This is a genomic window from Nostoc sp., assembly GCF_036917135.1.
Lineage (GTDB): Bacteria > Cyanobacteriota > Cyanobacteriia > Cyanobacteriales > Nostocaceae > Nostoc.
In genome coordinates, this window is record NZ_JBALEA010000035.1 from 83,499 (window position 1) to 109,872 (window position 26,374).

Below are 26,374 nucleotides of genomic sequence, written 5' to 3' on the forward strand. Positions count from 1 at the left end.
TGATTATGTAATGCCTTTTTCTGGTATTGTTACAAGTCTTTCTGAATTATGTTTTATTTTTATCAAAAAAATCAGTATTATCCCTGTAGTCACAACGGGGTTATTTAATAAAAAGTGGCTTCATCTCGTCCTTACTTAGTTAAATATTATATTTTAATTAAGTGTAAATACAGAAGTTCAAATATATTACCGTCTACAAAATCAGTATTATTCCTGTGGTCAGATTGGGGTTACTCAATGGAAAGTGGCTTCATCTAGTCTTGACATTTTTATGTCTTATTTCTCGAAAGATGTTGATAAATCTCAGTAACACTAAGTAAATTAATCACAATTTACCAATTTACTAAGATTTGCTCATCTGAAAATAACGCTACTGTCGTTGAGTTTCACCACAAACCTAGAGCAAAGGTGATGTATTTTAAAATACAAAGCTTTAATAAAATTTACTTAATTTCAATTGTGGAATAACTCTTCACGAATTTAGCTTACATATATCGAATTTAGCTGAAGTAAAAGCAAAATGAGCACAACTCCTATAGGTAGCTACAGGTTGTTCCAGAAACTACATCCGCTATCTCTGTTGGCACAATTAACCAGTCGGCGTGCTACAGGGTGCTTGAGCATATTTACTGGAATAGTTTCTTGGTCAATTTATCTAGAGGACGGTAAACTTACTTATGCCTCCTATTCAGATAAACTATTTGAACGGCTTGACAGTCACTTGCGACGCTTAAGCCAGCAAATTCCTGCTCTCAACAGCGCCACTCGCGTACAAATGCGGCTGATGTTTGAGACGAAGAATGAACATCAATCAATACCAAATGCGGATTATCAAGCTATTTGTTGGTTAGTAAATCAGGACTATATTACCTCTGTGCAAGCAGGAAGCCTGATAGACGAATTGGCAAAAGAAGTAATGGAATCATTTCTGTGTTTAAAAGAAGGTAGCTATGAATTTAGTGCAGAAAGCTCTTTGAATGAATTACCAAAGTTCTGTCGCCTAGACTTGCGGTTACTTGTTGAACATTGTCAAAAGCAGTTACGAAATCGGCAAAATATCCAGTCATCAATTCCGGCTGGTGGGGGTTCCCAAGTTTTGTCTACAACACAATCGTCTCAAGTTCAGCCACAACTGCAAATAAAACTTGGGCAAAAATTGCCGATACCAATCAATTTTGATCTTTCTGATAAGAATAAAACTACTCACCTACCTGTAGGCAAAAAACTATATACAATTGCCTGCATTGATGATAGCCAAACAGTTTTGAATTCCATCAAACACTTTTTGGATGAAAACACATTTTCAGTGGTGATGATCAATGATCCAGTAAAAGCCTTAATGCAAATTCTGCGGAGTAAGCCCGATCTAATTTTGCTAGATGTTGAAATGCCCAGTTTAGATGGCTATGAGCTATGTTCCTTATTACGAAAACATTCAGCTTTTAAAAATACACCGATCATTATGGTGACTGGGAGAACTGGATTTATCGACAGAGCAAAGGCTAAAATCGTCAGATCGTCAGGATATTTAACTAAGCCTTTTACACAATCAGAATTGCTAAAAATGGTTTTTAAGCATCTTGGTTAATTTAGGAGTTAGGAGTTAGGAGTCAGAATTCAGGAGTCAGGAGTTAGAATAAATGAGACAAGCGGCGAAGACATTTCAAGATTACTAACAAGCTATGCTAATTCAATTCTGTTAGCGGATAGCTAAGGTTTAGCCCATTCTGAATTCTGACTCCTGAATTCTAATAACAAAATATGTTTAATTTATTTTTTTAGGAGATTTAATAGTGAGCCTGACTTTGCTTGGCACAATTCTGATTGTAGAAGATTCTCCCAGCGAATTGGAATTGATGAGCCATTATCTGAAAGAGAGTGGTTACAACGTAATTAAAGCAAGTGGTGCAAAAGAGGGTTTAGAAAAAGCTCTGTTAGAAAAACCAGATGCGATCGTTACTGATGTAGTCATGCCAGAAATGAGTGGATTTGAATTGTGTCGTTCTCTGAGGAGAAATCCGATTACTGCAAAAGTGCCAATTGTGGTTTGTAGTTCCAAAAATCAAGAAATCGACCGTTTATGGGCGATGCGACAAGGTGCAGATGCCTATATAACTAAACCTTACACCCGCGAGCTTCTCCTACGTACTATTAAATCAGTGGTAATTTGAATCAATGACTAGTACAAACATTATTCTTTCTTCAAAACCAACCCAAAATAATTTAGCAGATGGTTATCTGAAGTTTCAGCTAAATCAACAAACTACTGCTGTTTTATCAATGAGGCATACACAAGAAGCAATTCTTGCGCCTATTGAATTTATCACCTCTATGCCTAATATGCCGCCCTGCATATTAGGATTGATGAATTGGCGGAGTCGGATAATTTGGGTAGTTGATTTGCCAAGAATGCTCAATTTAGAATCCCTCGATTATCGACCGCGACAGTATAATGTAATCGTTATCCAAGTAGAATCATTGGTGTTGGGCTTAGTTGTGCAAGAAATCAAAGGTACAACCAAGTTCATAGTTGATGAAATTCATTCTCCTATAGGACAAGTGGCATCCAGTTTAGTTCCTTATTTATGTGGGTGCGTTGTGCAACAGGAAGAAATATTACTGGTATTAGATGCACAGGCAATTGTGCAATCTTCTATTCTCCGCAGTGATTAGGGTTTATTACTAAAAAAGATTTTTAGTGTTCTTATTCACATACTTAGGAGAACTAATTTTATGTTTAATAAAACCAACACGAATCAAGGTAGTGGCGCTCAAAATCGAGCATCGCTGATTTCATCTCAAAAAGGTATTGGGAATGTAGTAAAGCTACCAACTAAGCTGAGTACTGAAACTGCTAATAATTCTTCTTTGAATCAGGCTGTTGCCCATTTTACAAGGCTAGGATTGGTTAAGAAAGCGACTATTTTAGCGATCGCAATCGGGACAATACCAGTATTGGGCATCGGCGCGATCGCTTTTGGTTTTGCCAACAAATCCATTACTAAGCAAATTACCCAGTCTCAACAAGCCGTAGCCACGGGCTTAAGTGATAAAGTTAACCGTTTCATGCTGGGGCGTTACGGTGATATTCAGGTAATATCAAGTTTGCCATTTTTGACAAGTCCCCAAGCTAGTATCAGTACTCAGCAAAAGCAAGCAGCCCTAGATCGCTTTGTTGAAGCCTACAAAGCTTATGACAGTGTTGCTGTTTTTGATCGCCAAGGTAACTTAATTGTCCAATCTACAGGCGAACCCTTAGATAATCAAAAAGACCGTCCCTATTTTCAAGACGCTTTACAAAAAGATACTCCTGTCATTAGCAAACCTGAAGCAGCAAAAAATACTGGTGTAGTGAGTATTTATCTAGCTGCACCAGTGAAAGAGACAAGAACTGGTCAAACTATTGGTGTGGTACAAGCACGTATGCCCGTAAAATCTTTAGAGGAAGTAATCAAAAACTACGTAGCCAATGGACAACAATACCAGTTGCTTGATGCTTCGGGAACAGTTTTCTTGAGTCCCCAAAAGGAATTGTTGGGGAAAGAGGCAAAGGCAGAATATTCTAGTTTACCGAAACTGCTTGTAGCTAAAAAGCTAGATAGTTTTATAGAAGTTCCCAAAACTCAGAAAAAACAAGAACTAGTTAGCTACGTACCAGCTAGTACCCTAGATGGTTTACCTAATTTAAACTGGCAAGTACTTTTATCTACAGATACCGCAACTGTATTTGAGCCGCAAAGACAATTATTGTGGATTATCGCCATTGGTACAGGACTGACAGCATTAATTGTCGGTGCGATCGCCTCGCGGTTAGCTAAACTGACTACACAGCCAATTCTGAATGCGACTGCGGCATTAGCGAAACTAGGCCAAGGTAAATTCAATACCCGTGTGGAAATCGAAAGTGAAGACGAATTAGGGGTATTGAGTGCAAATATCAACCTTATGGCCGAACAATTGCAGGTTTTAGTTAAGGAACAAGAACTCGACGTTGAAGGGGCAAAATTATTAGCAGATATTACCCTACGGATTCGGAAAATTCTCAAAACTGAAGATATTTATCACGCAGCAGTCAAAGAAGTTCACCGAGCGCTCAAAACAGACCGGGTAATTATTTATAGTCTGAATCCAGATACTTGGGATGGCGTAGTCGTTGCGGAATCGGTAAGTGATAATTGGCCGAAAATGCTCGGTGTGCAAATTAGCGATCGCTATTTTCGGGAACGTTATATAGAAACATATCACGATGGACAGGTGCAAGCCATCGGTGGAGTCATTGCCGATGGCATCGCCAATATTCATCAAGACCAAAACTTGAAAAATGCTGGTGGTTACATCCAATTTTTGGAAAAATTTGCTGTCAAAGGTCATTTGCTCGTACCGATTTTTGCCCAAGAGCAACTTTTAGGTTTATTAATTGCTCATCATTGCGAAACACCTCGTCTTTGGCAACAGCCGGAAATTGACTTGTTTCAACAGATAGCAACTCAAGTCGGTTATGCCTTAGAACAAGCCAAGTTATTAGAAGAGATCGAACAAATCAGAAATGTTGGCGTAAGCGGTTCAGACGAAGAACGGCAAGATAAAGAAACACTGCAACAGCAACTTTTAGAACTACTCAACGATGTCGAAGGTGCGGCCAGAGGCGACTTAACAGTACGGGCAGACGTGACTGCTGGGGAAATCGGTACTGTTGCCGACTTTTTCAACTCCATTGTCGAAAGTCTGCGGGATATTGTTACCCAAGTTAAACAAACTGCTACCCAGGTGAATACTGCCATCGGCTCTAACGAAGGAGCCATCCGCCACCTAGCTGAAGAAGCACTTACACAAGCTGCCGAAATCAACCGCACCCTCGATGCTGTTGACCAAATGACCCAATCTATGCAAGCCGTAGCCGAAAGCGCCGAAAAAGCTGCATTTGTTGCCAACCACGCCGCCCACACCGCCACCAAGAGTGGACACGCGATGGATTTAACGGTACAAAATATCCTGTCTTTGCGGGAAACCGTTGGTGAAACTGCTAAAAAAGTGAAACGTTTGGGAGAATCTTCGCAACAAATTTCCCGCGTCGTGTCCTTGATTAACCAAATCGCTATTCAAACTAACTTACTCGCCATTAACGCCGGCATTGAAGCAGCGCGTGCAGGTGAAGAAGGTCAAGGTTTTGCCGTCGTTGCTGAAGAAGTTGGCGAATTAGCAGTTAGAAGTGCCGCAGCCACCCAAGAAATTGAACAGATTGTTGAAAATATCCAACGAGAAACCAGTGAAGTAGTCCAAGCAATGGAAATCGGCACTACCCAAGTGGTCGAAGGTACTCGCATTGTCGAGGAGGCTAAAGAAAGTCTGAGTGAAATTTTGGATGTATCGCGTCAAATTGACTCCTTAGTGCAGTCAATTTCTACTGCAACTGCATCTCAGGTAGAAACATCCCAAAGTGTCAGCCAATTAATGAAAGATATCGCTGCTGTATCACAACGCACCAGCGATTCTTCTCGCCAAGTTTCCGAATCTCTGCAACAAACAGTGGAGATTTCTCAGCAGTTACAACAAACTGTGGAGACTTTCAAAGTTAGTTAAGTTTGTCATTTGTCATTTGTCTAAAAACTAATGCCCAATACTTCTCTACGAGAGGCTGCGCCAACGGCTTCTCTACGAGACGCTACGCGAACGCTCAGTACAAGTGTCCAATGCTCAATGCCCACTTGCCCTGAGCGGAGCCGAAGGGATGCCCAACGATTATTAACAAAAACCATGCAACAAGACAAAGAATTAGAAATCCAGATGCAGTTTCTGGAAGAAGCAACTGATTACTTGAATACCTTAGAAGGGGTATTGCTGGAAATCGATACTAGTAACCGCATCGATTTGGATAAAATCAATGCTGCACTCCGCGCCACTCATTCTATTAAAGGTGGCGCGGGGATGATGGGATTTAGATCGTTAAGTGATTTAGCTCACCGTCTGGAAGATTCTTTTAAAGTTTTAAAAACTAAAAAAAATTCTTTAGAAATTGATACTCAGTTGCAAAGTTTATTGCTATCTGGAGTTGACTGGCTGCGTCAAATTGTCGAATTGCTTGCAGAGGGGAATGTTGTCGAAGATGCGTGGTTAGCAACTTTTTGTTACCCAATTTTTGATGAGTTGCACGATCGCTTAGGCGACCCCGGTCCAGAGGATGCCTCAACCATGCTATCCCCAGAAGATGGCCAAGATGTCATCCCCTTGCTATTTGCAACCGAAGTAGAAGAGTGTTTGCAGCGTCTAGAATCGATATTGGCAGATAGCGAACAGCCCGGTTTGCATGAAGAAGTTGTGATCATGGCAGCTGAATTGGGCGGTTTGGGAGAAATGCTTCAATTACCAGCTTTTAGCAAGCTTTGTGAGTCAGTAACCCAGCACTTGGAAACTGTTAGTAGCGATGTCTTCGACAACCCCTTCGGGGAACGCATTCCCCAAATTGCTCAGTTAGCATTGCAAGCATGGCGGCGATCGCAAGCTTTGGTGTTGACAAATCAATTAGATAACTTGCCTACAGCAATTGACTTGAGTAGTTATACGCAATCTCCGCTACTATTATCGGCAGAAGTAATACCACAGCTTCCCCCCACAAATCCAACTGATACAGATATCCTCGATACATCTGTTTGGCAACCAGAAAATACTAGAGAAAATTGGACTAATGATCAAGCGTTGGCACATCCGGGCGCAGGTATCGCCGCGAATTTTACCTTTGTGGATGCAGAATTTGCTGATGATGTAAATGCTGTCAATGTCACCGAGCATAATACAATATTTGCTAGAGAAGATAATTCGACCGATGCCAAATTTAGCGAAGGCAAAGGAGAGCCAGTTACTGTTGCTAAAGAGCGGGACAATCATGATAATAGCGTCCGAGTTCCTAGCAAACAACTAGAGCAAATTAATGATTTATGTGGTGAGCTGATTGTTCAGCGAAATGGCTTAAACTCGCAACTAGAAAGATTACGCAAACTCGTTCGTAACCTCAACCAACGAGTCCAAATTCTCGACCGAGAAAACCAGGACTTACGTGTAGCTTATGACAAAATTTCTACTCAAGCTGCTGGGGTACAAGCTGAAAATGGCCATCAAATACAAGGTATAAACACCGAATTTGATGCCTTAGAAATGGATCGCTATAACGATTTAAACTTGCGATCGCAGGAAGTTATGGACACTATTGTTCAGGTACAGGAAGTCACAACAGATGTGCAACTTAGTGTAGATGATACAGACCATATTGCTCGAAAACTAAACAAAACATCGAAACAGTTACAGACCAAGCTAAATCACATCAGAATGCGGCCTCTGTCCGATTTAGTCGAACGTTTCCCTAGAGCTTTACGCGATTTAAATGTCGAGTATGGGAAAAATGTCCAGTTAAAAATTGAAGGTGGTAACACTTTAATTGAACGCAGCATTTTAGAAGCATTAAATGAACCTTTAATGCACCTGTTAAGGAATGCTTTCGATCATGGTATCGAAGACTCTACCACCCGCCGCCTTCTGGGTAAACCAGAACAAGGATTAATTGAAATTACAGCGAGTCACCGCAGTAATCGCACCCTAATTACTATCCGTGATGATGGTTGGGGCATTTCTCTGGAGAAAATTCGCACCCGCGCCCTAGCTATGGGATTAGATGCTTCTCTACTGGCTAATGCTAGTGACGAAGAACTGTTATCACTGATTTTTGAAGCAGGTTTTAGCACCTCCGAACAAGTTACAGCATTATCTGGTCGCGGTGTCGGGATGGATGTAGTTCGTAATAACCTGAAACTAATTCGAGGAGATGTCAAAGTTGATACGGAACCAGGAGTTGGTACCACCTTCACTCTATCAGTACCGTTTACACTTTCCGTTGCGCGAGTTCTGCTAGTAGAAATCAACAAGATCCTATTGGCATTTCCCACAGATGTCATTTCAGAAATATCTTTACTCGAAAACGAGCGAATTTTCCAAATGGCAGGTAGCGAAGTTCTAAATTGGCAAGGAACTATGTTACCACTGATTCGCCTGAGTGGTTATTTAGAGTTTAATTGCCTACGTTATGATAGCCCAGAGTTAGAGACTCCGGCAGCAATTAATACTAATAGCGTGTTAGTAGTCAAAGGTAATAATCAGCCAGTAGGGATTCAAATAGATCGTTGTTGGGGTGAACAAGAAGTTGCTATCCGTCAAGTTGAAGGAAATATACCTTTACCTGAAGGCTTTAGTAACTGCACAATTCTCGGTGATGGTCGAGTAGTGCCACTAGTTAATGTCAATGAGTTGCTGTATTGGATTGCTACAAATCGTCAGACTCCCAAAGGCACTCAATTACCATCGGCAAGGTTAAAAACACCGTTCCTGATATTTGATGAGAATAAAATATCAACAGCATCTGTTAAACAGAAAGGCACAATTTTGATCGTAGATGACTCGATTAATGTGCGCCGCTTTTTAGCCTTAACCCTGGAAAAAGGAGGGTATCAAGTAGAGCAAGCTAAAGATGGTCAAGATGCCTTAGAAAAACTCCATAGTGGATTGAGAGTTGAGGCAGTAATTTGTGATATTGAAATGCCTCGCCTTGATGGTTATGGCTTTTTAGGCAAGGTAAATTCAGACGTTGATACAAAAAATATTCCAGTTGCGATGCTGACTTCTCGTAGCAGCAATAAACATCGGCAACTGGCCATGCAATTGGGTGCTAGGGCTTACTTTTCTAAACCTTATAACGAGCAAGAATTACTCCAAACCCTAGAGGAAATAATTCATTCTGTGGCAGAAAAGGCAGCGTCTAATTGATAATTAGGTTTAATATATTTTTTGATGGTGCGTTAGCCTTTGGCTAACGCACAATTTTACAGCAATTTTAAACAAACAGACCATTTGTAGAGACGCGATAAATCGCGTCTTTACCCCTGAATTTTCACGTTATGTGGAAAAACCACGAAAAACCTAACCCCCTAACCCCCTTCCCTACGAGGGAAGGGGGAAAATTCAAAGTCTCTCTCCTTTTAGGAGAGAGATTTAGAGAGAGGTTTTTCAGATACCATGAAAAGTCAGGTCTTTACCCAAGGATGTGTTGCAATCATTAATTGAATTGGTATTAGTACCCTGGCGATTAGAAATCGCGGCGACACAGACCAAACCCGCACTTCGACAAGCTCAGTGACCACCTGCACGGGTTAAAAGACTGATTTATATCACAATACGCTTGGGTTTTTGAGACGCGATAAATCGCCGTCTCTACAATTGTTTTGTCTTATAGCGGTTCCCATTCAGATGCAGTACAACGTTACATCACGAGGTGTAGGGGCACGGCATTGCCGTGCCCCTACGGGTGTATCTCACGTAAACGATAACTGCTATATCTGAACTGGATTAATTTATATTACTAATAATCGCCTAGCTTTTTCGTGATACTATTTGTGTCAATTGAAATAATTTCTACATAAACTCAATTTGTAGTGAATTTATGGTAACTGTAACACTGACAGCTGTTGCTACTGCGATCGCTGTCTTATCCAATAGCTAATGCTTGAAATTTACAGCTATTTTCAGGTAAATAGACCACGCGGTAGGGGCACAGCAATGCTGTGCCCCTACGACAGATGTGGTTCAAATACATGAAAACTGCTGTAAGCTAACAAATTAAGCATTAATTTTGACACTCTCAGGTCTAAAGACACTGAGATTCTACAGACAGAGTTAGACTAATTTAGTCTAACTCTCGTTACGACTGCCAAAGATCGCCTACTGAGTTGATCAAGTAAAATACCTAATCTTCCCACTACTTTTCTTAAAATAAATGCTTAAGTAAACCTGATTAGTATATTACAGCCAGTGACGTTATTTTACTGGCAAGAGTACCCAAACCAAGTGCGTTAGCAAAGCTCGCCGTAGGCATCGCAGGTAGTATACTTGCTGTTAGTCTGGCTTGGCTAGCGAAGAGAAATCTTGCAGCGTTTCGCAAGCCGAAGATATAATTACGTATTAAAATAAATCCACAAATAGTTTAAGGGACTGACAAATAAAAAAACATCCCAAATTTTCTTGTGGGATGGGTGTCCGCACTACGTGCCGCTACGCGAACACCCGTCCCAGATTTAGGGCGCTCATGTTGCCCACCCCACAAAATGGATAATTTATTTCTTGTCAGTCCCTAAGTAATTAGCCCACGCAGACATAAGCCTGAGCGGGCTAATTATTTTATGGGCAATTAGTCGAACGTAATATCAATTACCTGAAACTAAAATACTTCCAGGAACCTTTATTAAGCCTCAACTTTTACACCTTTCCAAAATGCCACATAACCCTCAATATTCTTAGCCTTCTCCTTGGCGCTGGGATAATACCAAGCAGCATCTTTATTGATTTGCCCATCAACTTCGATACTGTAGTAACTGGCGACACCTTTCCAAGGACAAGTAGTGTGGGTGTTAGTTTCTGTGAAATACTGTTTGTTAATGGTGTCAACAGGGAAATAATGGTTGCCTTCCACAACTACAGTATTATCACTCTCGGCTAAAACAGCACCATTCCAAATTGCTTTCGGCATAAATGACTTTCTAAATAAACTATACACATAACATTTTGACACTATCAGCTTATTTATAGAGAATTTATTTTGAAAATGAAAAGCATTTGCTTCTATAGTAAAGATTGTCTTTTGGACAATTAGTATTAAATAAAAGCCGAATCTATTTAAATTACGCTGTAGAAGTACAGCTCACACAATTGATTCACCAACGGGCGTTTTAACGGGACAACCCCCTTCCCGACACGGGAAGGGGGAAAATTCAAAGTCTCTAACGCCACGTGCAACAAGAGTGGCTCGCCGCCCAACGCAGTGGCTCCTCCTTGTAGGAGAGAGAAATAGAAGCGAGGTTTTCCAGATAAGAGTGAAAAGTCAGTATGAAACCGGATTACCTGATTGTTGGTATGTTAAGTTTTATATCGTATTCAATCAATTCATTCAGGAAATAGAACAACCATCCGTCACAGTAATACCAATATGGAAAATGAAATAAAAATTGACGCTAATTAAAGTCATTCACACGTTGATATGGGTATTCTTCAACTTTGTGATTTTCTATATGCTTTATGCCGCGATGCCTAGGTTGGCAAGCTACGCAAATAAACTCGATCTCTGGCTCTGGATTGGTTATGGATTTGTATTTATAGTAAGGTATAACCCTACTAACGTTTAAATTACACTGCCCATTAAATCTGCTTGCCCGAAAATATTCAAATTCCAAAAATGATAATTTTGATATTTATTTTCCAAGTTGGTTAGCCAAATATACTAAGTCGATCTATACATCTATTTTTGCAATCATTCTTATCATCACAATCTATCAAACTCTAAATTAAAAATACTGGCGGCAATAATGACTAAACAGATTTCTCTGAATACCCTATGGAATTCTGCGATATCTAAGGATCGTGTATTTCATTCAAACGAACTCTCTCATTTGCCAGAAGCAGCAAGACGTTATCTTGAACACGCGATCGCTCCTGAAACTGCGATCGCATCTGCGGTTAAATTGCAGATGCACGGCGAAATTAAATTGAAAAGTTGGATTCCATTCAAAGCAGAGCAAGTCATTTGCTGGGAGCATGGATTGATTTGGAGTGCTACGGCATGGATGAATAGTTTGCCAATTGTGGGATCGGATCGGATTATAGACGGTGTAGGTGCTATGCAATGGAAGCTTTTAGGAATTTTCCCGGTGATGATAGCTTCGGGTTCCGATATTACGCGGTCTGCGGTTGGTCGTCTTCAGTCTGAGTCAGTGTGCTTGCCATCTGTGTTTTGTGGTGATGATGTGTCATGGACAACAATGGATTCATCACATTTACATTCCAGTTTTGTAGTGCAAGGTGAGAGAGCCGAACTAGATTTTACCATCGATCAAACGGGTCGGCTCAAGACTTTCAAGCTGCCGCGCTGGAATAACCTTGATGGCTCTGAGTTTCATTATATGGACTTCGGTGGAATTATGGAGGAAGAACGCACATTTTCTGGCTACACTATTCCAACTCGTCTACGAATTGGATGGTACTTCGGCACTGAGCGGTTTGAGTCAGAGGGCGAATTTTTCCGAGCCACAATTGATGATGCAATCTATCGGTAGAACGATTAAACATCAAAAATAAGTCGCACATCGCGTTATTTAAGTACAAGAAAGAAAAACGAACCGCATTCGCACAGTGTCTCGTAAGAGTTGGACGGAAAGGACACAAAGAAAGAAGGAAGTTAAAAGGGTTTAGCGCAGCCTCACAAAGAAATGGTATTCCGAGCATTGCCATCGACTTATTTGGTGATGGCTTAATGATTGGCACTAGTTTAACGATCGCGCCTCATCTAGAGTTAATTCTCAAATAAAGTTATATTGCAAAAATAATCTGGACTAGGTTTTTTCTGCATCGTTAATCAACTTATACAATTCAACCATCCATCAAACTCTTGCAAATACTCGATTTCAAACGTCTGGTTGTTACACTTGTCACAAGAAGAACAATTAGAAATATTTGGAAATCTTTTTGAGAACAGACTGCCCAGTTAACCAAATGAATCTAGGCTCGAAAGTAAACATCTTATCAAACAATACTAATGTCGCATACCTTGATTAATTTAACATTGCCAATAGTCATTAAAGAAATTGAAAATGTCTTAGATGAGTACCCTGAACATCCTTATCAATTAGCTTTTTCGATTTATGAATTGCGCCAAAAGTTAATTGCCCATATTCTAAGTCATGTCCCTAACCGCTATGTAGTCGAAGGAGTACAGGAATTATCCAGCACCCCCAAAGGCCGCTACTCTTTACCTGTGCAAGAGCAGATACAAATAGAAACAGTTGTTCACGGTAGTATTCTGCATATCCTGCGCGAAAATGCTGATTGGCTAAGTCGCCAGATCCTAACTCTGTCTCTTGTTGGGTCAGTTATGCTCACTAGTCTGATTTAATAACTTCATGCTATTGGGTAACAGTACTGTAGAGAATATATTTTGCGCTAGGGTCAATATTTGCTTTTATGTTAGGGAACTCCAAGAAATAAATTATCCAATTTCACTCCTTCAAAACGGCTTTTTCTCCCCCTGCTCCCTGCCCCCTGCTCCCCTGCCTTAAAAGCGATGGGATATTTATTTATCTGGAAGTCCCTTAGCGCGAAGTATGTACTGGACTCTGCCGTTTACTATGAGTAAAACATCCTACTAGATCAAATGTTTCAGAATAATTTTTCTGTGCCTAAATTATCCCATTAAATAAAGGTTAAAAATTAAATATCTTAGTATAACTTGTACAAGTTATACGCCAATCAAACGCTCGGTTAAACATGATTTCTAACATGAGAGTGTCATACTAATCTTTATCAACAAATTGACAAAATTTAGTGAAATATATGCTTAATAAAGCTTTATTAACGAGTCCTCGCAAATTGAGTATATCTACAACAATTATTCAATCGATGAGGAGTAAGCATTTTTGCCCTAACTGTTCAGACATTTTACTCCGTCATGTGCGTTTGGGAAAACTTTACTGGCGCTGTAGTTACTGCTATCAGGAAATGCCTATTTTCTAAACGGGGGTGGTACGCTAACGTGCTATCAGCACGACAACTGATCGCCCCTCAGCAAGATATTCTTGAGATGTAATTAAGGGCGCAGTTTTCAAATCGGAGAAATCTTGAGGAGATGGCAAAGCAGTATCTACAATTCGATGCCAGCCTTCTCCACTACTCAAAAGTGGCAGTTCAAATGTCAACGGCTGCCAATAAGCATTGAGGATAATATATAGATGCTCGTTAAATTTTGGATGACGCAGCGTGAATGCCAGACTACGAGAATCATTCCCCCAATCAGGCTGCTCTAGTTTCGTGCCATGCCAGACGATATTTGACCGATGAGAGTTATTTTGGAAATCAAGAAAATTCAAACTGAAGCCAGGACTTCGGGTGTTGCAAAACGTCTTCGTTGTTCGTCTAACTTAGTTCATCATGCATGTAACTTGGGAAACATTGTATTAGAGATATATCCATACCAAGCAACTTTAGTAAATCCAGAAAATAAACAAATATTTGGCGCAGAATCAATGCTTGGATTTAATGTGACATCTCTCGAAAAGACATTATGTAATTTAGAAGAGTTGGGGATAAAATCCCAAATATCGTCAACAGTTAAAAATACTGAACGGCTTGCTAGTGTTACTGATACTGATGGTAGGGTCATTCTTTTAACTGAGATATCAAGCGTTGACTAAAAATTTAAGAACACGATACTTAATCTTTACTCTCCACTACGAAAGTTGACCACCAAATTTATAATTTATTGGGAGTACTTTGATCATGAAATACTTCTAAGTGTAGATGACTGGGTGATAGGGAAAGGGATAATACTAAAAGACCTAATTTTTTCTGACCAATTACTGACTAGGAGATTATTTGATGAAAACCAGAAAGCTAGGGAAACTTGGGTTAGAAGTTTCAACTATCGGACTTGGTTGTATGGGAATGTCTGAGTTCTATAGTGGGCGTGATGAAATTGAGGCGATCGCAACAATTCATCGAGCATTGGAACTTGGAGTTAATTTTCTTGATACTGCTGATATGTATGGGCCTTTTACTAATGAGCAACTAGTAGGCAAAGCAATTAAAGATCGCCGAGATCAAGTAGTGTTAGCAACCAAATTTGGCAATGTCCGTACTGAAGATGGTGGTTGGAAAGGGATTAGTGGCAAACCCGAATATGTCCATCAAGCTTGTGACGCCTCACTCAAACGTTTGGGAGTGGAAGTAATTGACCTGTATTATCAACATCGGGTAGATACAACCGTACCCATTGAGGATACTGTCGGAGCAATGGCAGAGTTAGTCAAGCTGGGAAAAGTCCGTTATTTAGGGCTTTCCGAGGCTGCTCCGGCTACGATTCGGCGGGCTGTAGCAGTTCACCCCATTGCGGCACTGCAAACAGAATACTCGCTTTGGAGTCGAGAGCCAGAGGATGAAATTTTACCTACTGTGCGGGAATTAGGAATTGGGTTTGTTCCCTATAGCCCATTAGGAAGAGGGTTTTTATCAGGTGCGATCGCTAGTCCTGATGATCTGGCACCTGATGACTATCGCCGAAATGCTCCTCGCTTTCAAGGTGAGAATTTTTATAAGAACCTGCAATTAGTCGAGCAAGTAAAGGCGATCGCCACCGAAAAAGGGGTAACTTCAAGTCAACTTGCACTAGCATGGCTATTCGCTCAAGGAGAAGATATTGTGCCAATTCCTGGTACAAAACGCCGTACCTATCTAGAGGAGAATGTTGCAGCTACCGAAATTACCCTGACTGAACAAGAGTTGAATCGACTGGAAGCAGTTGCACCAAAAGGTGTAGCAGCAGGTGAGCGCTATCCTGATATGAGTACTGTGAACCGTTGATCTATTAACGAAGCTTAACCAGATTTGTGCCCATTGTTTCAAGTGCTGCCAAAGCAAGTAAAAAAGACATCTCCAAAAAAGAATTGTTTTGACGTAGCACTGCTACGTCTCTACAGGGGTTCTGGGTAACATATATTTAATTTATAGAGATGTCTAAAGCATTCAGCACTTTCCTCAAAAACCCAACACCTGCATTGATTTTTCAAGTACTTCTTTGGGGCGGAATGGTTTCGTGAGATATAAATCGGCACCAACCTCAATTCCTTTTTGTTTATCAAATTCCTGTCCTTTAGCTGTTAATATCACAATGTAGATGTCGGTCATTTGCAGGTCGTGTTTAACAATGTGGCAGACTTGCAGACCGTTCATTTTAGGCATCATCACATCAAGAAAAACTAGATTTGGTTTTTCAGCTTTAATAGTTTCGAGAGCTTCTTCTCCATTTCTAGCAGTTAGAAGTTCAACACCCTCGTCTTCTAATGCTTCTAGGGCTTGTTCCATCAAAATCAAGATATTGGGTTCATCGTCAACAATCAGAATTTTCTGGGTCATAAGGATTGGGGATTGGGGATTGGGGATTGAGTATTGGTTATGGATAAGAAATAAGGGAGAGGGGGGAGTGAATTCTTCCCAGTACCCAGTACCCAGTACCCAATCCCCATTCCCCAAATTACTATTCAGATAGCATAATAAAGAATACATTTTCCAACTCCTTCTCGAACCTTAAGGTTTTCACCAAATCGCCTTCTTGAGAAAAGATAGAATCGATGATGATCATGTCAGGTTTGGCTGAAAGGGCTTTATTGATGCATTCTTGGGGATTGGAGGCTTCAATTACGTTGTATCCCTGAGCTTGTAATACATCCGATAGGGTTTTTAAGGCTGATGCATTTTTATCTACAACCAATACCTTTTTACTAGAAGTGCCCTGGTAAAGCAATGAGCCAATTTCTTTGAGGAGTTTCCCTGTGTCAATGGGCTTGGTGAGATAGCGATCAATGCCAATATGGTAGCCGCGTTCTTTGTTTTCAATAATTGACAGAATAATGATCGGAATGTCTGCGGTCTGGGGATCATTTTTGAGGACGGCTGCCACGTCAAAGCCATTGATTTGGGGCATCATCACGTCCAAGAGAATCAGATCGGGACGGGCTGTTTTAATTTGATGAATTGCATCTACCCCGTCCCTTCCTTCCCGAACGTTGTAGCCTTCATTTTCCAGTTGTTGACGAAGCAGTTCCCGAATGTTAGCGTCATCATCCACAACCAAAATGGTTTTACGGTTTTCGTTCAGCACAGTTTTTGTGGTGATAACGTGTTCTTTGAGTTGTTTGACTAACGTCTCTAGATTCAGATTACTAGTGGTTTTTTGATCGCTAGTGTAGGTAGGAATGATGAACGAGAATACGCTGCCGTTACCTGATTCACTCTCAACCCAGATTCTACCGCCGTGATGATCGACAATTTGTTTACAGATGGGCAGTCCTAACCCAGTGCCTTTGGGTTTATCGGTGAGGGTGTCACCAACTTGGCGGAATTTCTCGAATACTTTCGGCTGGTCTTCAGGTGCAATACCAATGCCTGTGTCGATGACGCTGATGCAAACACCTTCGTTTTCTTGTTTGACGCGGCAGGTGACACAACCAAATTCGGTAAACTTAACGGCATTGGAAATCAGGTTGATTAAAACTTGCAACAAACGGTTGCGATCGCCTACTATCTGAGGCAGTCCAGGTTCAATCTCGCTGACCAACTGCAAGCCATTGGTTTGAAACAACGAGGCTGTGGAATTGGTGGCCCAATCGAGTAATTCGCTGGGATCTATGGGCTGCATCTGCCATTCCACCTTACCTGCTTCCATCTTGGCGATGTCTAGAACATCGTTAATTAAAGACGTTAGTCGTTCTGCTTCCGACACAATAATATTGAGATTGTCACCCACCCGCTTGATGGTTTTCTGAAGCTTGCGGTCTTCAGTCGGAAGGATTGGGAAAACATCGGTTTCTAGCTTTTCTTTAATGATTGACGCAAAACCCAGAACGGAAGTCAGAGGTGTCCGCAGTTCGTGGGAAACCGTGGAGATGAAATCGGTCTTCATCTTGTCAATCTCCTTTTCTGCTGTCACATCCCGAATCAGTAGCGCCGAACCGAAGCAGATAGCAAGTTCTCGATCCGTCGTCTTTTTGAAAATGGCGGTCGCCACTGCCTGACCAATGCGTTCCTTCGTCAGTTCGACTTCGGCAGAAAACACCTCCTTGGGATGAGACTGAGTTTGTGTAACTAGTTCTGCTAAACCAGATATCGGCAGTTCTCGATAGTGACAGTTGAGGTCACTAGCTGTCAATTCATACATGGCTAAAAAGGCAGGATTGAAGTGGGTGATTTGTCCTGCGGTGTCTGCCACCAACAAACCATCTGCTAAGTTATCTAGAATGGCATTTAATCCCTGTGTTTCTGCTAAGGTATTTTGCAGGGCAGCTGTCCGCTCTAGAACTCTAGCTTCCAGTTCTTGATTCAGTTGCCGTAGAGCGACTTCTGCTTGTTTACGAGCAGTAATATCGGTATTAATTTCCAGCGTGGCGCAGCGTTGACCGGATGCATCCAGTTGCATTGTCCAGCGACTCTGGACAATAACATATCTACCATCGCGGGTGAGGTGTTGCAGTTCTCCTTCCCAAGTGCCCTGCTGTAAACACTCTGTCTGGATTTCCTTTAGCGGTTTTGGAAAGATTGTGTGTAAGAGGTTGTGAGTGATGTCTTGGTTTTGCACTTCTTCACACTTCCAGCCGTAGAGCCGTTCTGCCCCCTGACTCCAGTAAGTGATTTTGTCGGCGGAGTCGCGGACAATGACGGCATCGCTGGAATGATTTAACATATTCATCAACCGTTGATTTTCCGCTTCTGCTAGCTTGCGATCGTGAATATCGGTGCAGGTGCCAATCCACTCGCGGATGCTACCGTCTGCTTGCACGACGGGGGCACCACAGACAGCAAAGTGGCGGTAGCTGCCATCCTTGCCACGCAGCCGGTATTCGGTTTGATAGAGGCTTTGATTCATCGCCACAGCATTACTCCAGGCAAGGGCTGTGCGATCGCGATCGTCAGGATGAATCGCATCAATCCAGCCCCAGTCCTGAACTTCGGCTTCACTCTGGCCAGAGTACGCCATCCAGGTGAGCATTTCACTGCTCACAGCCAGTCCCTCAGGGGTAGCTACCCAGAAAATTTTTGAACTGGCAGTCGCCAGAGAGCGAAACCGTTCTTCGCTCCGTTGCAGAGTTTTTTCTGCTACCTTGCGATCGTGAATATCGGTGCAGGCGCCAATCCACTCCCGGATGCTACCGTCAGCTTGCATGACGGGGGCACCACAGACAGAAAAGTGGCGGTAGTTGCCATCTTTGCCACGCAGCCGATATTCGTTTTGATAGAAGCTCTGGCTGACCACGGCTGCATTCCAGACTTGGAGTGCGCGATCGCGATCGTCGGGATGAATGGTGTCAATCCAGCCCAATCCCTCAACTTCAGCTGCACTCTTACCCGTGTACGCCATCCAGGTCAGCATTTCACTGCTCACCGCCAGTCCTTCTGCTGTGCATACCCAGACAAGTTGTGAGATCGTATTCACCAGAGAGCGAAACCGTTCTTCGCTCTGTTGCAGAGTTTTTTCTGCTACCTTGCGATCGTGAATATCAGTGTAAGTGCCAATCCACTCGCGGATGCTACCATCTGCTGCCAAAACCGGAACTGCATTACCAAAAAAGTAGCGATAAGTGCCGTCTTTGGCACGAATCCGATATTCAAGTTGATAAAGACTCCGGTTAGCCACAGCAGCACTCCAAACTTCAGCACTGCGGGGACGGTCATCGGGATGCATGACATCCAACCAGCCCCAGCCCATCATTTCGGCTGCACTCTGACCTGTATATGCCTCCCAGCCAGCTATTTCAGCGTTCACCATTCCTGACGGCGATGCCGTCCAGACCATTTGGGAAGCGGCAGTTACTAAAGAGCGATACCGTTGTTCGAGATATTGCTTTTCGGCTTGTGACAGCTTGCGATCGTGAATATCAGTGCAGGTGCCAATCCATTCCCGAACGCTGCCATCTTCTTCGAGAACGGGGGCACCCCAGACCCAAAAGTAGCGATAGTTGCCATCCTTGCCACGAATTCGGTATTCAACTTGATACATCCTCTGGTTTGCCACCGCAGCATTCCAGACCTCTCCAGTGTAGGCGCGATCGTCAGGATGAACGGCATCAATCCAGCCCCCATTCTCAGCTTCAGCTAGACTTTGACCTGTATAAGCTATCCAGCTTGCCAGTTCAAAACAAATTCCTTCTGGTGTGCTTACCCAAACAATTTGTGCAGTAGCTGTCACCAGAGAGCGGTATCGGGCTTCACTCTGTTTCAGAATTTGTTCCGTATGTTGGCGTTCTTGCTGGGCGTGTCGAAGGTCGCTGATGTCCTCCACACTACACCAAATTAGTTGCTCTCCATTTTTCTCAATCGTCAGTCCAGAGATTCTAACCGGAACCAGATGCCCGTCTTTGTGGATTAACTCCTTTTCATAAGGGCCGTAGCGACCAGTTTTTTCTAGGTTCTCTGGGCTAGGTCGATCAGCAACGGTATAGCTTTCAGGGTTAATCTGGCGATCGCACAGATTCAGAGTTTCTGGAACAGTGCGCCCCAAAATGGCAGCATAGGCAGAATTAATGTTAATTAGCGTCCCATCTGTTCGGCATAGTACTAGCCCAATCGGACATTGTTCAAATAGCTGACTGTTATATTCATCAAATTGCTTAAACATAGTTAAGGTTTCTTTAGTGACGTATTTGGGTAGGGTTAGAACAACAAAACCAAGACAACAAAGTGGCGTAAAGCTTTAACGAAATTGGGTGGCGTTGGAACATCTGGTAAATTTGATCGGCTGATGCAGCCTCCACATCTGGATTGTGCTGTGAGAGTCGCTGGATCAGTTGAGTATGGCGGATCAGCAAATCCGTCGGTTTGAGCATTGGAGGTGTTGATGGAATGAAGCCGTCAGTATTGAGAGTATGGGATGATTCCGTTGTCGGAGTTGGCGAGGCAGAGGTGTAATTTTGTTCTTCAGTAGCATCCACCAATGCACAATTGAATGGAATCTGAATCCAGAATTCTGTCCCTTCACCCGGTTTAGAACGACATTTGAGCATTCCCCCATGTTTGTCTACAACAATTTGGTAGCTGATTGCCATACCTAACCCGGTTCCCTTACCAATATCTTTCGTGGTGAAGAACGGATCGTAAATGCGGCGAATTACCTCTTCTTTCATGCCTGGGCCGTTGTCGGCAATACGAATTACAACCCACTCTTTGTCCAGGGCTTGGGTGCGAATGGTAATGCTTGGGATTGTCATTTCTCCTTGATCATTTGTTCTTTCTGATTCCTTTGATGCCAATGACGTAGACGCTTCTCTACGAGACGCTACGCAAACGCCTTGCCGCAGGGTATGATTAATGACTAATGACTCTTCCAAGGCATCAATAGCATTTGCCAAGATGTTCATAAATACCTGATTCAACTGTCCGGGGTAGCATTCAATCAGGGGAAGTTTTGTATAGTCTTTAATGATTTCAATTGCTGGACGACGAACATCTGCTTTCAGGCGATGGTGAAGAATCATTAGCGTTCCGTCGATGCCATCGTGGATGTTGACGGCTTTCATGTCGGCTTCATCATGGCGGGAGAAGTTTTTTAGGGATTGGACAATTTCGACGATGCGACTTGTACCCAGTTTCATGGAATCTAGCAGTTTGGGTAGATCCTGCATAATAAATTCCAGGTCGATATTGTCTAACTCTGATTCCAGTTCTGGAGGAGCAACAGGTAGAAATTTCTGATACTTTGCCAACAGGTGTAACAAATCGTGGGCGTATTCGGCAACATACCTTAAATTGCCGCAAATAAAGTTAACGGGGTTATTGATTTCGTGGGCGACTCCGGCAATGAGTTGTCCTAAACTAGACATTTTTTCGCTTTGGATTAACTGAGTTTGGGCTAATTGCAACTCATGGAGAGCTTGCTGAAGCCTCTGTGTCTGGGCTTTTGCCTGGAGTGCGGCTTGAATACTTTGTTCATAAAGCACAGCTTTGTCAATGGCGATCGCTGTTTGGGAGGCAAAGATACTCACAAGTTTTAGGTGTTCAGCCTTGTATGAGTCGGTTTTGGGCGCTCCAATGGCGATCGCTCCCAGTACCCGCCCCTTAGCTCGCAATGGTACACAAATCATTGCACTCACGTTTTTTTGCCCATGCAATCGAGGATCGGCTTGGACATCGTTGACGAGTTCTGCCCGGTTGGATTGCACAATGTTGCCAATAATTCCCTTCCCCGGTTCCGGCTGACTGTGGTCAAAAAACACTCCAAATTCGGCAATGATTTCAAAGGCAGTTGCATCTGGACTCAGCAGCAGAATCATCCCCGCAGATGATTCAATTAATTGACTCAATTCCTGAAGCACAAGTTGGGCAATCTGTCGCGGATCTAAACTTGTTGTGAGTTGAGTCGAGATATCCTGAAATAAATCAATTTCTTGGTATCGCTCCAGTAATTCTTTGGCGAGTTCTTTTTTCTCAGCTTCCTGCTTTGCTAAAAACGAGAGCAAAGTTGCAAGTATAGTCGCCTGTTCTCCCCCAACAACCCAACCGATGATTTCTCCTGACACCTCGATTGGATATCGGTTTTCGGCAGTTTGCTCCCCAATGCTAATTAGTTTCGTACCGTCTACCAGTTCAATATCAATGGCGATGTTGAACTGGTAGACTAAGTTATGAACCAGAGATGGCAACTCTTTTTTGTTAAGAATCTTTCTGAGGCTAACTGCCGGCATGAAACACCTCATTTAGAGCAGGTTGCAAATTGACCACATTCAAGCTAACCGAGTTGTTAATTTTATTAGAGACTTCCAAGAAATAAATTAGACATCTCGTTGTCGTTCGCGTAGTGTCTCGCAGAAAAGTAGCGCTCACGCCGAAGTCCTGCGGTTCGACTGAGCGCTCGCCGAATGTCCTCCTGCCTTCTTCACCGTAGCTATCCGTACCCCTTCGGATAAGCAAGTTACGCCTAGCATCTCCAGAAAAGAGAGGAATTGTCATAAAAATCTAGGGATATAATAATTTACTAATTAAGACTAGTTTTCCCAAAAACATTAACGATATAACAGCGAAGTTGAGGGGCAGTAGATACCTTTAAACTCCCTGGCAGAGACATTCTTAGGTCTTTGCAAGTCTCTTAATGGTTGATTATTTTTAGAAAACCTATAAGTAAATATTTTATAATTGCAGAAAGGTATAGACTTAAATCTATGGTAAATTGATATCTTTTGTTGCTAGCTCAGTGTAAAACTTTTTTGAGTATGTGGGTGAGCGCATTTCTGAGACTGGAATAATCTGACTTTTCATGGCATCTGGAAAATTTCACTTCTATTTCTCTCTTCCTTTAAGGAGAGAGACTTTGAATTTTCCCCCTTCCCGACACGGGAATGGGGTTAGGTCAATCGTTAGCTTTTCCACATAACTAGGACTAGCCCTTTCAAGGTGGCCAACGAAGATACGTTGTTTCAGTGCTAGCATCTTGAATCATCCGCTCAGATTTTGGGCTTTTTGAAGATTGAAATAACCAATCTTGGTTCCAAATTTCACCACCTTGAAAGGGCTAGTCCTAATAAGGTGAAAAGTTAGTGGAATAATCCCATATAGTTATAGTGTCAGAAAATCAGCTGCGATCGCAGCTGATTTTCCTACTTTTAAAAAATATTTAGGTAAGCAGTAGCTTCAGTTAGATTCGAGAGTAGCGAAAACGAATTCTGAGTAGCCGAAGCCAGCGTAACCACATTTGGGCAGGTTGTTCAAAGAAGGTGAAAATATCACCGAAGCCTAAATTAGTTTTGTGATGATGTAACCAATGTCTTTCAGGAGTAGTAACAAATAGAATTTGGCATAAAATATTTATCGGCTTTGGAGTTTGCCAACCCAGTACGCTGATATGTCTCCACCATACATGAAACTGACCAAGCAGTAATCCAGAAATCACGCCAATGGGAGAGAAAGACCACAAGACTACTGCTATGAGTACATAAGGCAAAGCTCCCAAGATCCCATCTAAAAGAACCTGGGGATTAAAAGTCAAAATAGCGTAGTGGCGAAAGTCCTTCTTCCAGGAGTGGTGCGTTTTTAAATGAAGGCTACCAAAAACGTGCTCGGGTACGTGGTAAAAAAATGTAGATATAAAATCACCAAAAAACAGTAATAACCAAGCAACAGCCATAGCCTCAAGCATTTGTACTCCTCAAGAATAGTTAAGAAAACTCCACAGAAAATATGCAAATGTCATGATGTCGGCGTAGACACCTAGTTTTCCACTATGCAAGCAGCATCTCTGTGTTTCATGGGTCTACGCTCCAGTTAATTTTGCTCAGAGTAGATGTAATTGGATCAGTTGCAGTTTCATCAACCTCCGATCCTTAATGCAGTAAACAGCAACTCGTAAGAACCTCCAATTTGACTTCTAACTCTGGGTTAATGGTATCAATACATCTAAAACCCGATTGGGATATAGTATTTTGCCATAGTTACTACACAATCTTCTTACTAAGACATACAGCGTAAGCAAAGGTTGAGTTAAAGTTAGTACAAATTTAGGTTAAGGCTTGCTTCAATATTGTTAATACTAAATTAATTGCAATTAAGCTTCAATTATGAATCTAATCACAACGATGTAAATAGGTATTCTGCCAAGGTAACTTGGGTTATTGAGATGAGCTAAAAGGGGTTAAAAGTTGATCTTAGAGTATCAAATATTGATTTTTCACATATCATTTATGAACCAGTACCCAGTACCCGATTCCGAATTAATCAAGTTTGGGAGTATAAAAAAGTGATTGACTTCAATCAGTATAAGGCTTTAACTTTCGATTGTTACGGAACCCTGATTGATTGGGAAAATGGCATCTTAGGGGTGCTAAAGCCACTTCTGCGGGTACACAACACTAATTTGGATGACGATCAAATTCTGGAACTTTTTGCTGAATTTGAAGCAGAACTCGAAATTGGAGAATATATCAAATATCGAGAAGTTTTGAAGAGAGTAGTCCAGAAATTTGGTGAACGATTTGGCTTTGAGTCAACTGGTAACGAACTCAATTCGCTTGCCGATTCGATTCAGCATTGGCTGCCTTTCCCCGATACAGTTGAGGCACTTAGAGCTTTAAAGCAAAAGTTTCAGTTGGTAATTATCTCAAACGTAGATGACGATCTCTTTGCTTTCTCGGCAAAGCACTTGGAGGTAGAATTTGACCAGATAATCACAGCAGAACAGGCAAAAAGCTACAAACCCTCCTTAAACAACTTCAGACTGGCTATTGAACGAATTGATTTGCCGCTAGAGCAGATATTACACGTTGCGGCTAGTGTATATCATGATATTGTTACAGCCAAATCTCTGGGACTATCAACAGTCTGGGTAAACCGTCGAGCAGACAAAAAAGCAGTTTATACCACAGTAGCAGCAGTAAGTCAACCTGATTTAGAAGTGCCTGATTTAAAGACTCTCGTTGCTTTGATTTCAGGGACTGACAAGAAATAAATTATCCATCTTGTGGGGTGGGCAACATGAGCGTGCCCTAAATCTGGGACGGGTGGGGACACCCATCCCACAAGAAAATTTGGGATGTTTTTTTATTTGTCAGTCCCTCACCGAAATAATACTGAGCAATAAATCCTGAGTACCCAGCACTGTTTCCATGAGGATCTGTTGTTACAAAACGAAATAGGGATTGCAACATAGATCGATTTTGTCTTAATCTGGAAAAACTACTACGCCAGTTTGACGGCACCTTCGCCCTTGTGCCGATAAACTTGTTCAATAAAACACTTTGATAGCCTAAAACGATGAAAGCATCTGCTAATTTCGACTTTGAAGACGAGAAATTTAATGCACCGCCTTCTCAAGTCATTCCTTGGTGTCAGATGATTAATCCTCGGTATGGCACAGATGGTATGCAATCCCACGGTTTGGCGATTAAATTAGATAATGCTAATGCTGTCGGTTTTGTGCCAGATGATAATTGGCAGCAAGTGGAGCATGAATTTAGCTCTGGAGTCGAAACTGTCTTTATTACCACTACTCCACGCTTGGTTCTAGTGCGTCGGGGACCATTGTCTGTTAAAGATCGGGAAAGTGGTCTAAAACTGGGTACGCTCAAAGAGAATTATGATGCTTTTTTAGCCGACAAACTGAAATTTAAAATCTTTACTCGCTATGTAATTTTTATAGTGGGAGAGAATCAAAAGTTTTTACATGAATCACCACTACAACTAACTCTTAATGGTGTCGCCGGAGCGAGTTTCAGCAAAACCTATTGCGAATATCAACAAGGCAAAGTAGTTAGTGGATTCGTTGCTGAACTAGAAAAAGCTTATGCTATCTACCGCAAGCAACCTTTGACACCAAAAGGCCCTTTGTTCCATGCTCACGGGATTTTTTGCCCGATAATTGAGTGTGAAGAAAGAGGTATTGAACCAAATACAGTTTTGGTAGCTTCAACTGTGGACTACAAACATCCCACGGTAGGAACTTTAACGGAATACTTAATTGCTTCCGATTCTCTTGAGTCTGCAATGATTTGCAAGACTTTTGAAGAATACAAAGATTTCGGGAAGGAACCTGTGAAAGCTGAAACGCCTAAATTGGAAATGGCAGGAGTTTCCAATTCTTACGTTTATGCTGATGAAGATGATTTTGCTTATCCGCCGTATTAGGTGGGAGTGGGGAGATGGGGGAGATGAGGAAGATCAGGTAAATAAGTAATGAGTAATGAGTAATGAGTAATGAGTAATGAGTAATGAGTAATGAGTAATGAGTAATGAGTAATGAGTAATGAGTAATGAGTAATGAGTA

At 42.0% G+C, this 26,374-nt stretch carries 19 protein-coding genes; 10 read left to right on the forward strand and 9 right to left on the reverse strand.

Features of this window, described 5'->3' with window-relative positions; genetic code table 11:
• Nucleotides 1-520 precede the first annotated feature (520 nt).
• The 4 genes from V7K50_RS10680 to V7K50_RS10695 all read left to right on the forward strand — a co-directional run bounded on the left by V7K50_RS10680 (nucleotide 521) and on the right by V7K50_RS10695 (nucleotide 5,580).
• Complete coding sequence (locus V7K50_RS10680) at nucleotides 521-1,588, forward strand: response regulator (RefSeq protein WP_334959777.1); 1,068 nt, start codon at nucleotides 521-523, stop codon at nucleotides 1,586-1,588.
• Between the two features lie 205 nt (nucleotides 1,589-1,793).
• The gene (locus V7K50_RS10685; RefSeq protein ID WP_334800130.1) at nucleotides 1,794-2,171 is read left to right on the forward strand and encodes a response regulator transcription factor; all 378 of its coding nucleotides are present in this window, start codon (nucleotides 1,794-1,796) and stop codon (nucleotides 2,169-2,171) included.
• A gap of 4 nt (nucleotides 2,172-2,175) precedes the next feature.
• The gene (locus V7K50_RS10690) at nucleotides 2,176-2,673 is read left to right on the forward strand and encodes a chemotaxis protein CheW (RefSeq protein WP_334959779.1); all 498 of its coding nucleotides are present in this window, start codon (nucleotides 2,176-2,178) and stop codon (nucleotides 2,671-2,673) included.
• Nucleotides 2,674-2,733: 60 nt separating this feature from the next.
• Nucleotides 2,734-5,580 (forward strand): methyl-accepting chemotaxis protein, encoded by a 2,847-nt coding sequence (locus V7K50_RS10695; RefSeq protein WP_334959781.1) that lies wholly within the window; start codon nucleotides 2,734-2,736, stop codon nucleotides 5,578-5,580.
• A gap of 20 nt (nucleotides 5,581-5,600) precedes the next feature.
• Here V7K50_RS10695 and V7K50_RS10700 read toward each other — a convergent pair whose 3' ends face one another.
• Entirely contained in the window at nucleotides 5,601-5,756 is a 156-nt protein-coding gene (locus tag V7K50_RS10700) for a hypothetical protein (protein ID WP_334959783.1), read from the reverse strand.
• Between V7K50_RS10700 and V7K50_RS10705 the strand changes: the two genes are divergently transcribed.
• Nucleotides 5,755-8,808 carry a hybrid sensor histidine kinase/response regulator gene (locus V7K50_RS10705; RefSeq protein ID WP_334959784.1) on the forward strand — a complete coding sequence of 1,018 codons (3,054 nt, stop codon included), beginning with the start codon at nucleotides 5,755-5,757 and terminating at the stop codon, nucleotides 8,806-8,808. The genes V7K50_RS10700 and V7K50_RS10705 overlap by 2 nt on opposite strands.
• A 1,471-nt stretch (nucleotides 8,809-10,279) precedes the next feature.
• Here V7K50_RS10705 and V7K50_RS10710 read toward each other — a convergent pair.
• Nucleotides 10,280-10,564: a DUF427 domain-containing protein gene (locus V7K50_RS10710; RefSeq protein ID WP_334959786.1), complete on the reverse strand. Its 285-nt coding sequence runs from the start codon at nucleotides 10,562-10,564 to the stop codon at nucleotides 10,280-10,282.
• 832 nt (nucleotides 10,565-11,396) lie between these two features.
• Here V7K50_RS10710 and V7K50_RS10715 point away from each other — a divergent pair.
• A complete protein-coding gene (locus tag V7K50_RS10715; protein WP_334959787.1) occupies nucleotides 11,397-12,143 on the forward strand; it encodes a DUF6920 family protein in 747 nt (248 codons plus the stop codon).
• A gap of 479 nt (nucleotides 12,144-12,622) precedes the next feature.
• Nucleotides 12,623-12,979, forward strand: coding sequence for a hypothetical protein (locus tag V7K50_RS10720; RefSeq protein ID WP_334959789.1), 357 nt, complete (start codon nucleotides 12,623-12,625; stop codon nucleotides 12,977-12,979).
• A gap of 631 nt (nucleotides 12,980-13,610) precedes the next feature.
• Here V7K50_RS10720 and V7K50_RS10725 read toward each other — a convergent pair.
• Together V7K50_RS10725 and V7K50_RS10730 are read right to left on the reverse strand one after the other, a co-directional pair.
• Nucleotides 13,611-13,949, reverse strand: a complete 339-nt coding sequence (locus V7K50_RS10725) for a hypothetical protein (protein WP_334959791.1) — start codon at nucleotides 13,947-13,949, stop codon at nucleotides 13,611-13,613.
• 59 nt (nucleotides 13,950-14,008) lie between these two features.
• Nucleotides 14,009-14,242 carry a hypothetical protein gene (locus V7K50_RS10730; protein WP_334959793.1) on the reverse strand — a complete coding sequence of 78 codons (234 nt, stop codon included), beginning with the start codon at nucleotides 14,240-14,242 and terminating at the stop codon, nucleotides 14,009-14,011.
• Nucleotides 14,243-14,457: 215 nt separating this feature from the next.
• Between V7K50_RS10730 and V7K50_RS10735 the strand changes: the two genes are divergently transcribed.
• On the forward strand, nucleotides 14,458-15,438 hold the full coding sequence (locus tag V7K50_RS10735) for an aldo/keto reductase (protein WP_334959794.1): 981 nt from the start codon (nucleotides 14,458-14,460) through the stop codon (nucleotides 15,436-15,438).
• Between the two features lie 174 nt (nucleotides 15,439-15,612).
• Here the strand turns inward: V7K50_RS10735 and V7K50_RS10740 are convergent, their stop codons facing one another.
• From V7K50_RS10740 to V7K50_RS10760, 5 genes are all read right to left on the reverse strand, one after another.
• Nucleotides 15,613-15,990 carry a response regulator transcription factor gene (locus V7K50_RS10740; RefSeq protein ID WP_094344281.1) on the reverse strand — a complete coding sequence of 126 codons (378 nt, stop codon included), beginning with the start codon at nucleotides 15,988-15,990 and terminating at the stop codon, nucleotides 15,613-15,615.
• A 121-nt stretch (nucleotides 15,991-16,111) separates the two neighbouring features.
• Complete coding sequence (locus tag V7K50_RS10745; RefSeq protein WP_334959796.1) at nucleotides 16,112-20,245, reverse strand: PAS domain S-box protein; 4,134 nt, start codon at nucleotides 20,243-20,245, stop codon at nucleotides 16,112-16,114.
• A 13-nt stretch (nucleotides 20,246-20,258) separates the two neighbouring features.
• Entirely contained in the window at nucleotides 20,259-22,307 is a 2,049-nt protein-coding gene (locus tag V7K50_RS10750; protein ID WP_334959798.1) for an ATP-binding protein, read from the reverse strand.
• Nucleotides 22,294-22,572 (reverse strand): hypothetical protein, encoded by a 279-nt coding sequence (locus V7K50_RS10755; protein ID WP_334959800.1) that lies wholly within the window; start codon nucleotides 22,570-22,572, stop codon nucleotides 22,294-22,296. The genes V7K50_RS10750 and V7K50_RS10755 overlap by 14 nt, the downstream gene beginning before the upstream one ends.
• Before the next feature lie 682 nt (nucleotides 22,573-23,254).
• Nucleotides 23,255-23,755: a fatty acid hydroxylase gene (locus tag V7K50_RS10760; protein WP_334959802.1), complete on the reverse strand. Its 501-nt coding sequence runs from the start codon at nucleotides 23,753-23,755 to the stop codon at nucleotides 23,255-23,257.
• 597 nt (nucleotides 23,756-24,352) lie between these two features.
• Here V7K50_RS10760 and V7K50_RS10765 point away from each other — a divergent pair.
• Both V7K50_RS10765 and V7K50_RS10770 read left to right on the forward strand, forming a co-directional pair.
• Nucleotides 24,353-25,060, forward strand: coding sequence for a haloacid dehalogenase type II (locus V7K50_RS10765; protein WP_334959804.1), 708 nt, complete (start codon nucleotides 24,353-24,355; stop codon nucleotides 25,058-25,060).
• A 305-nt stretch (nucleotides 25,061-25,365) separates the two neighbouring features.
• On the forward strand, nucleotides 25,366-26,235 hold the full coding sequence (locus V7K50_RS10770; protein ID WP_334959806.1) for a DUF5895 domain-containing protein: 870 nt from the start codon (nucleotides 25,366-25,368) through the stop codon (nucleotides 26,233-26,235).
• The last annotated feature ends 139 nt before the right edge of the window (nucleotides 26,236-26,374 follow it).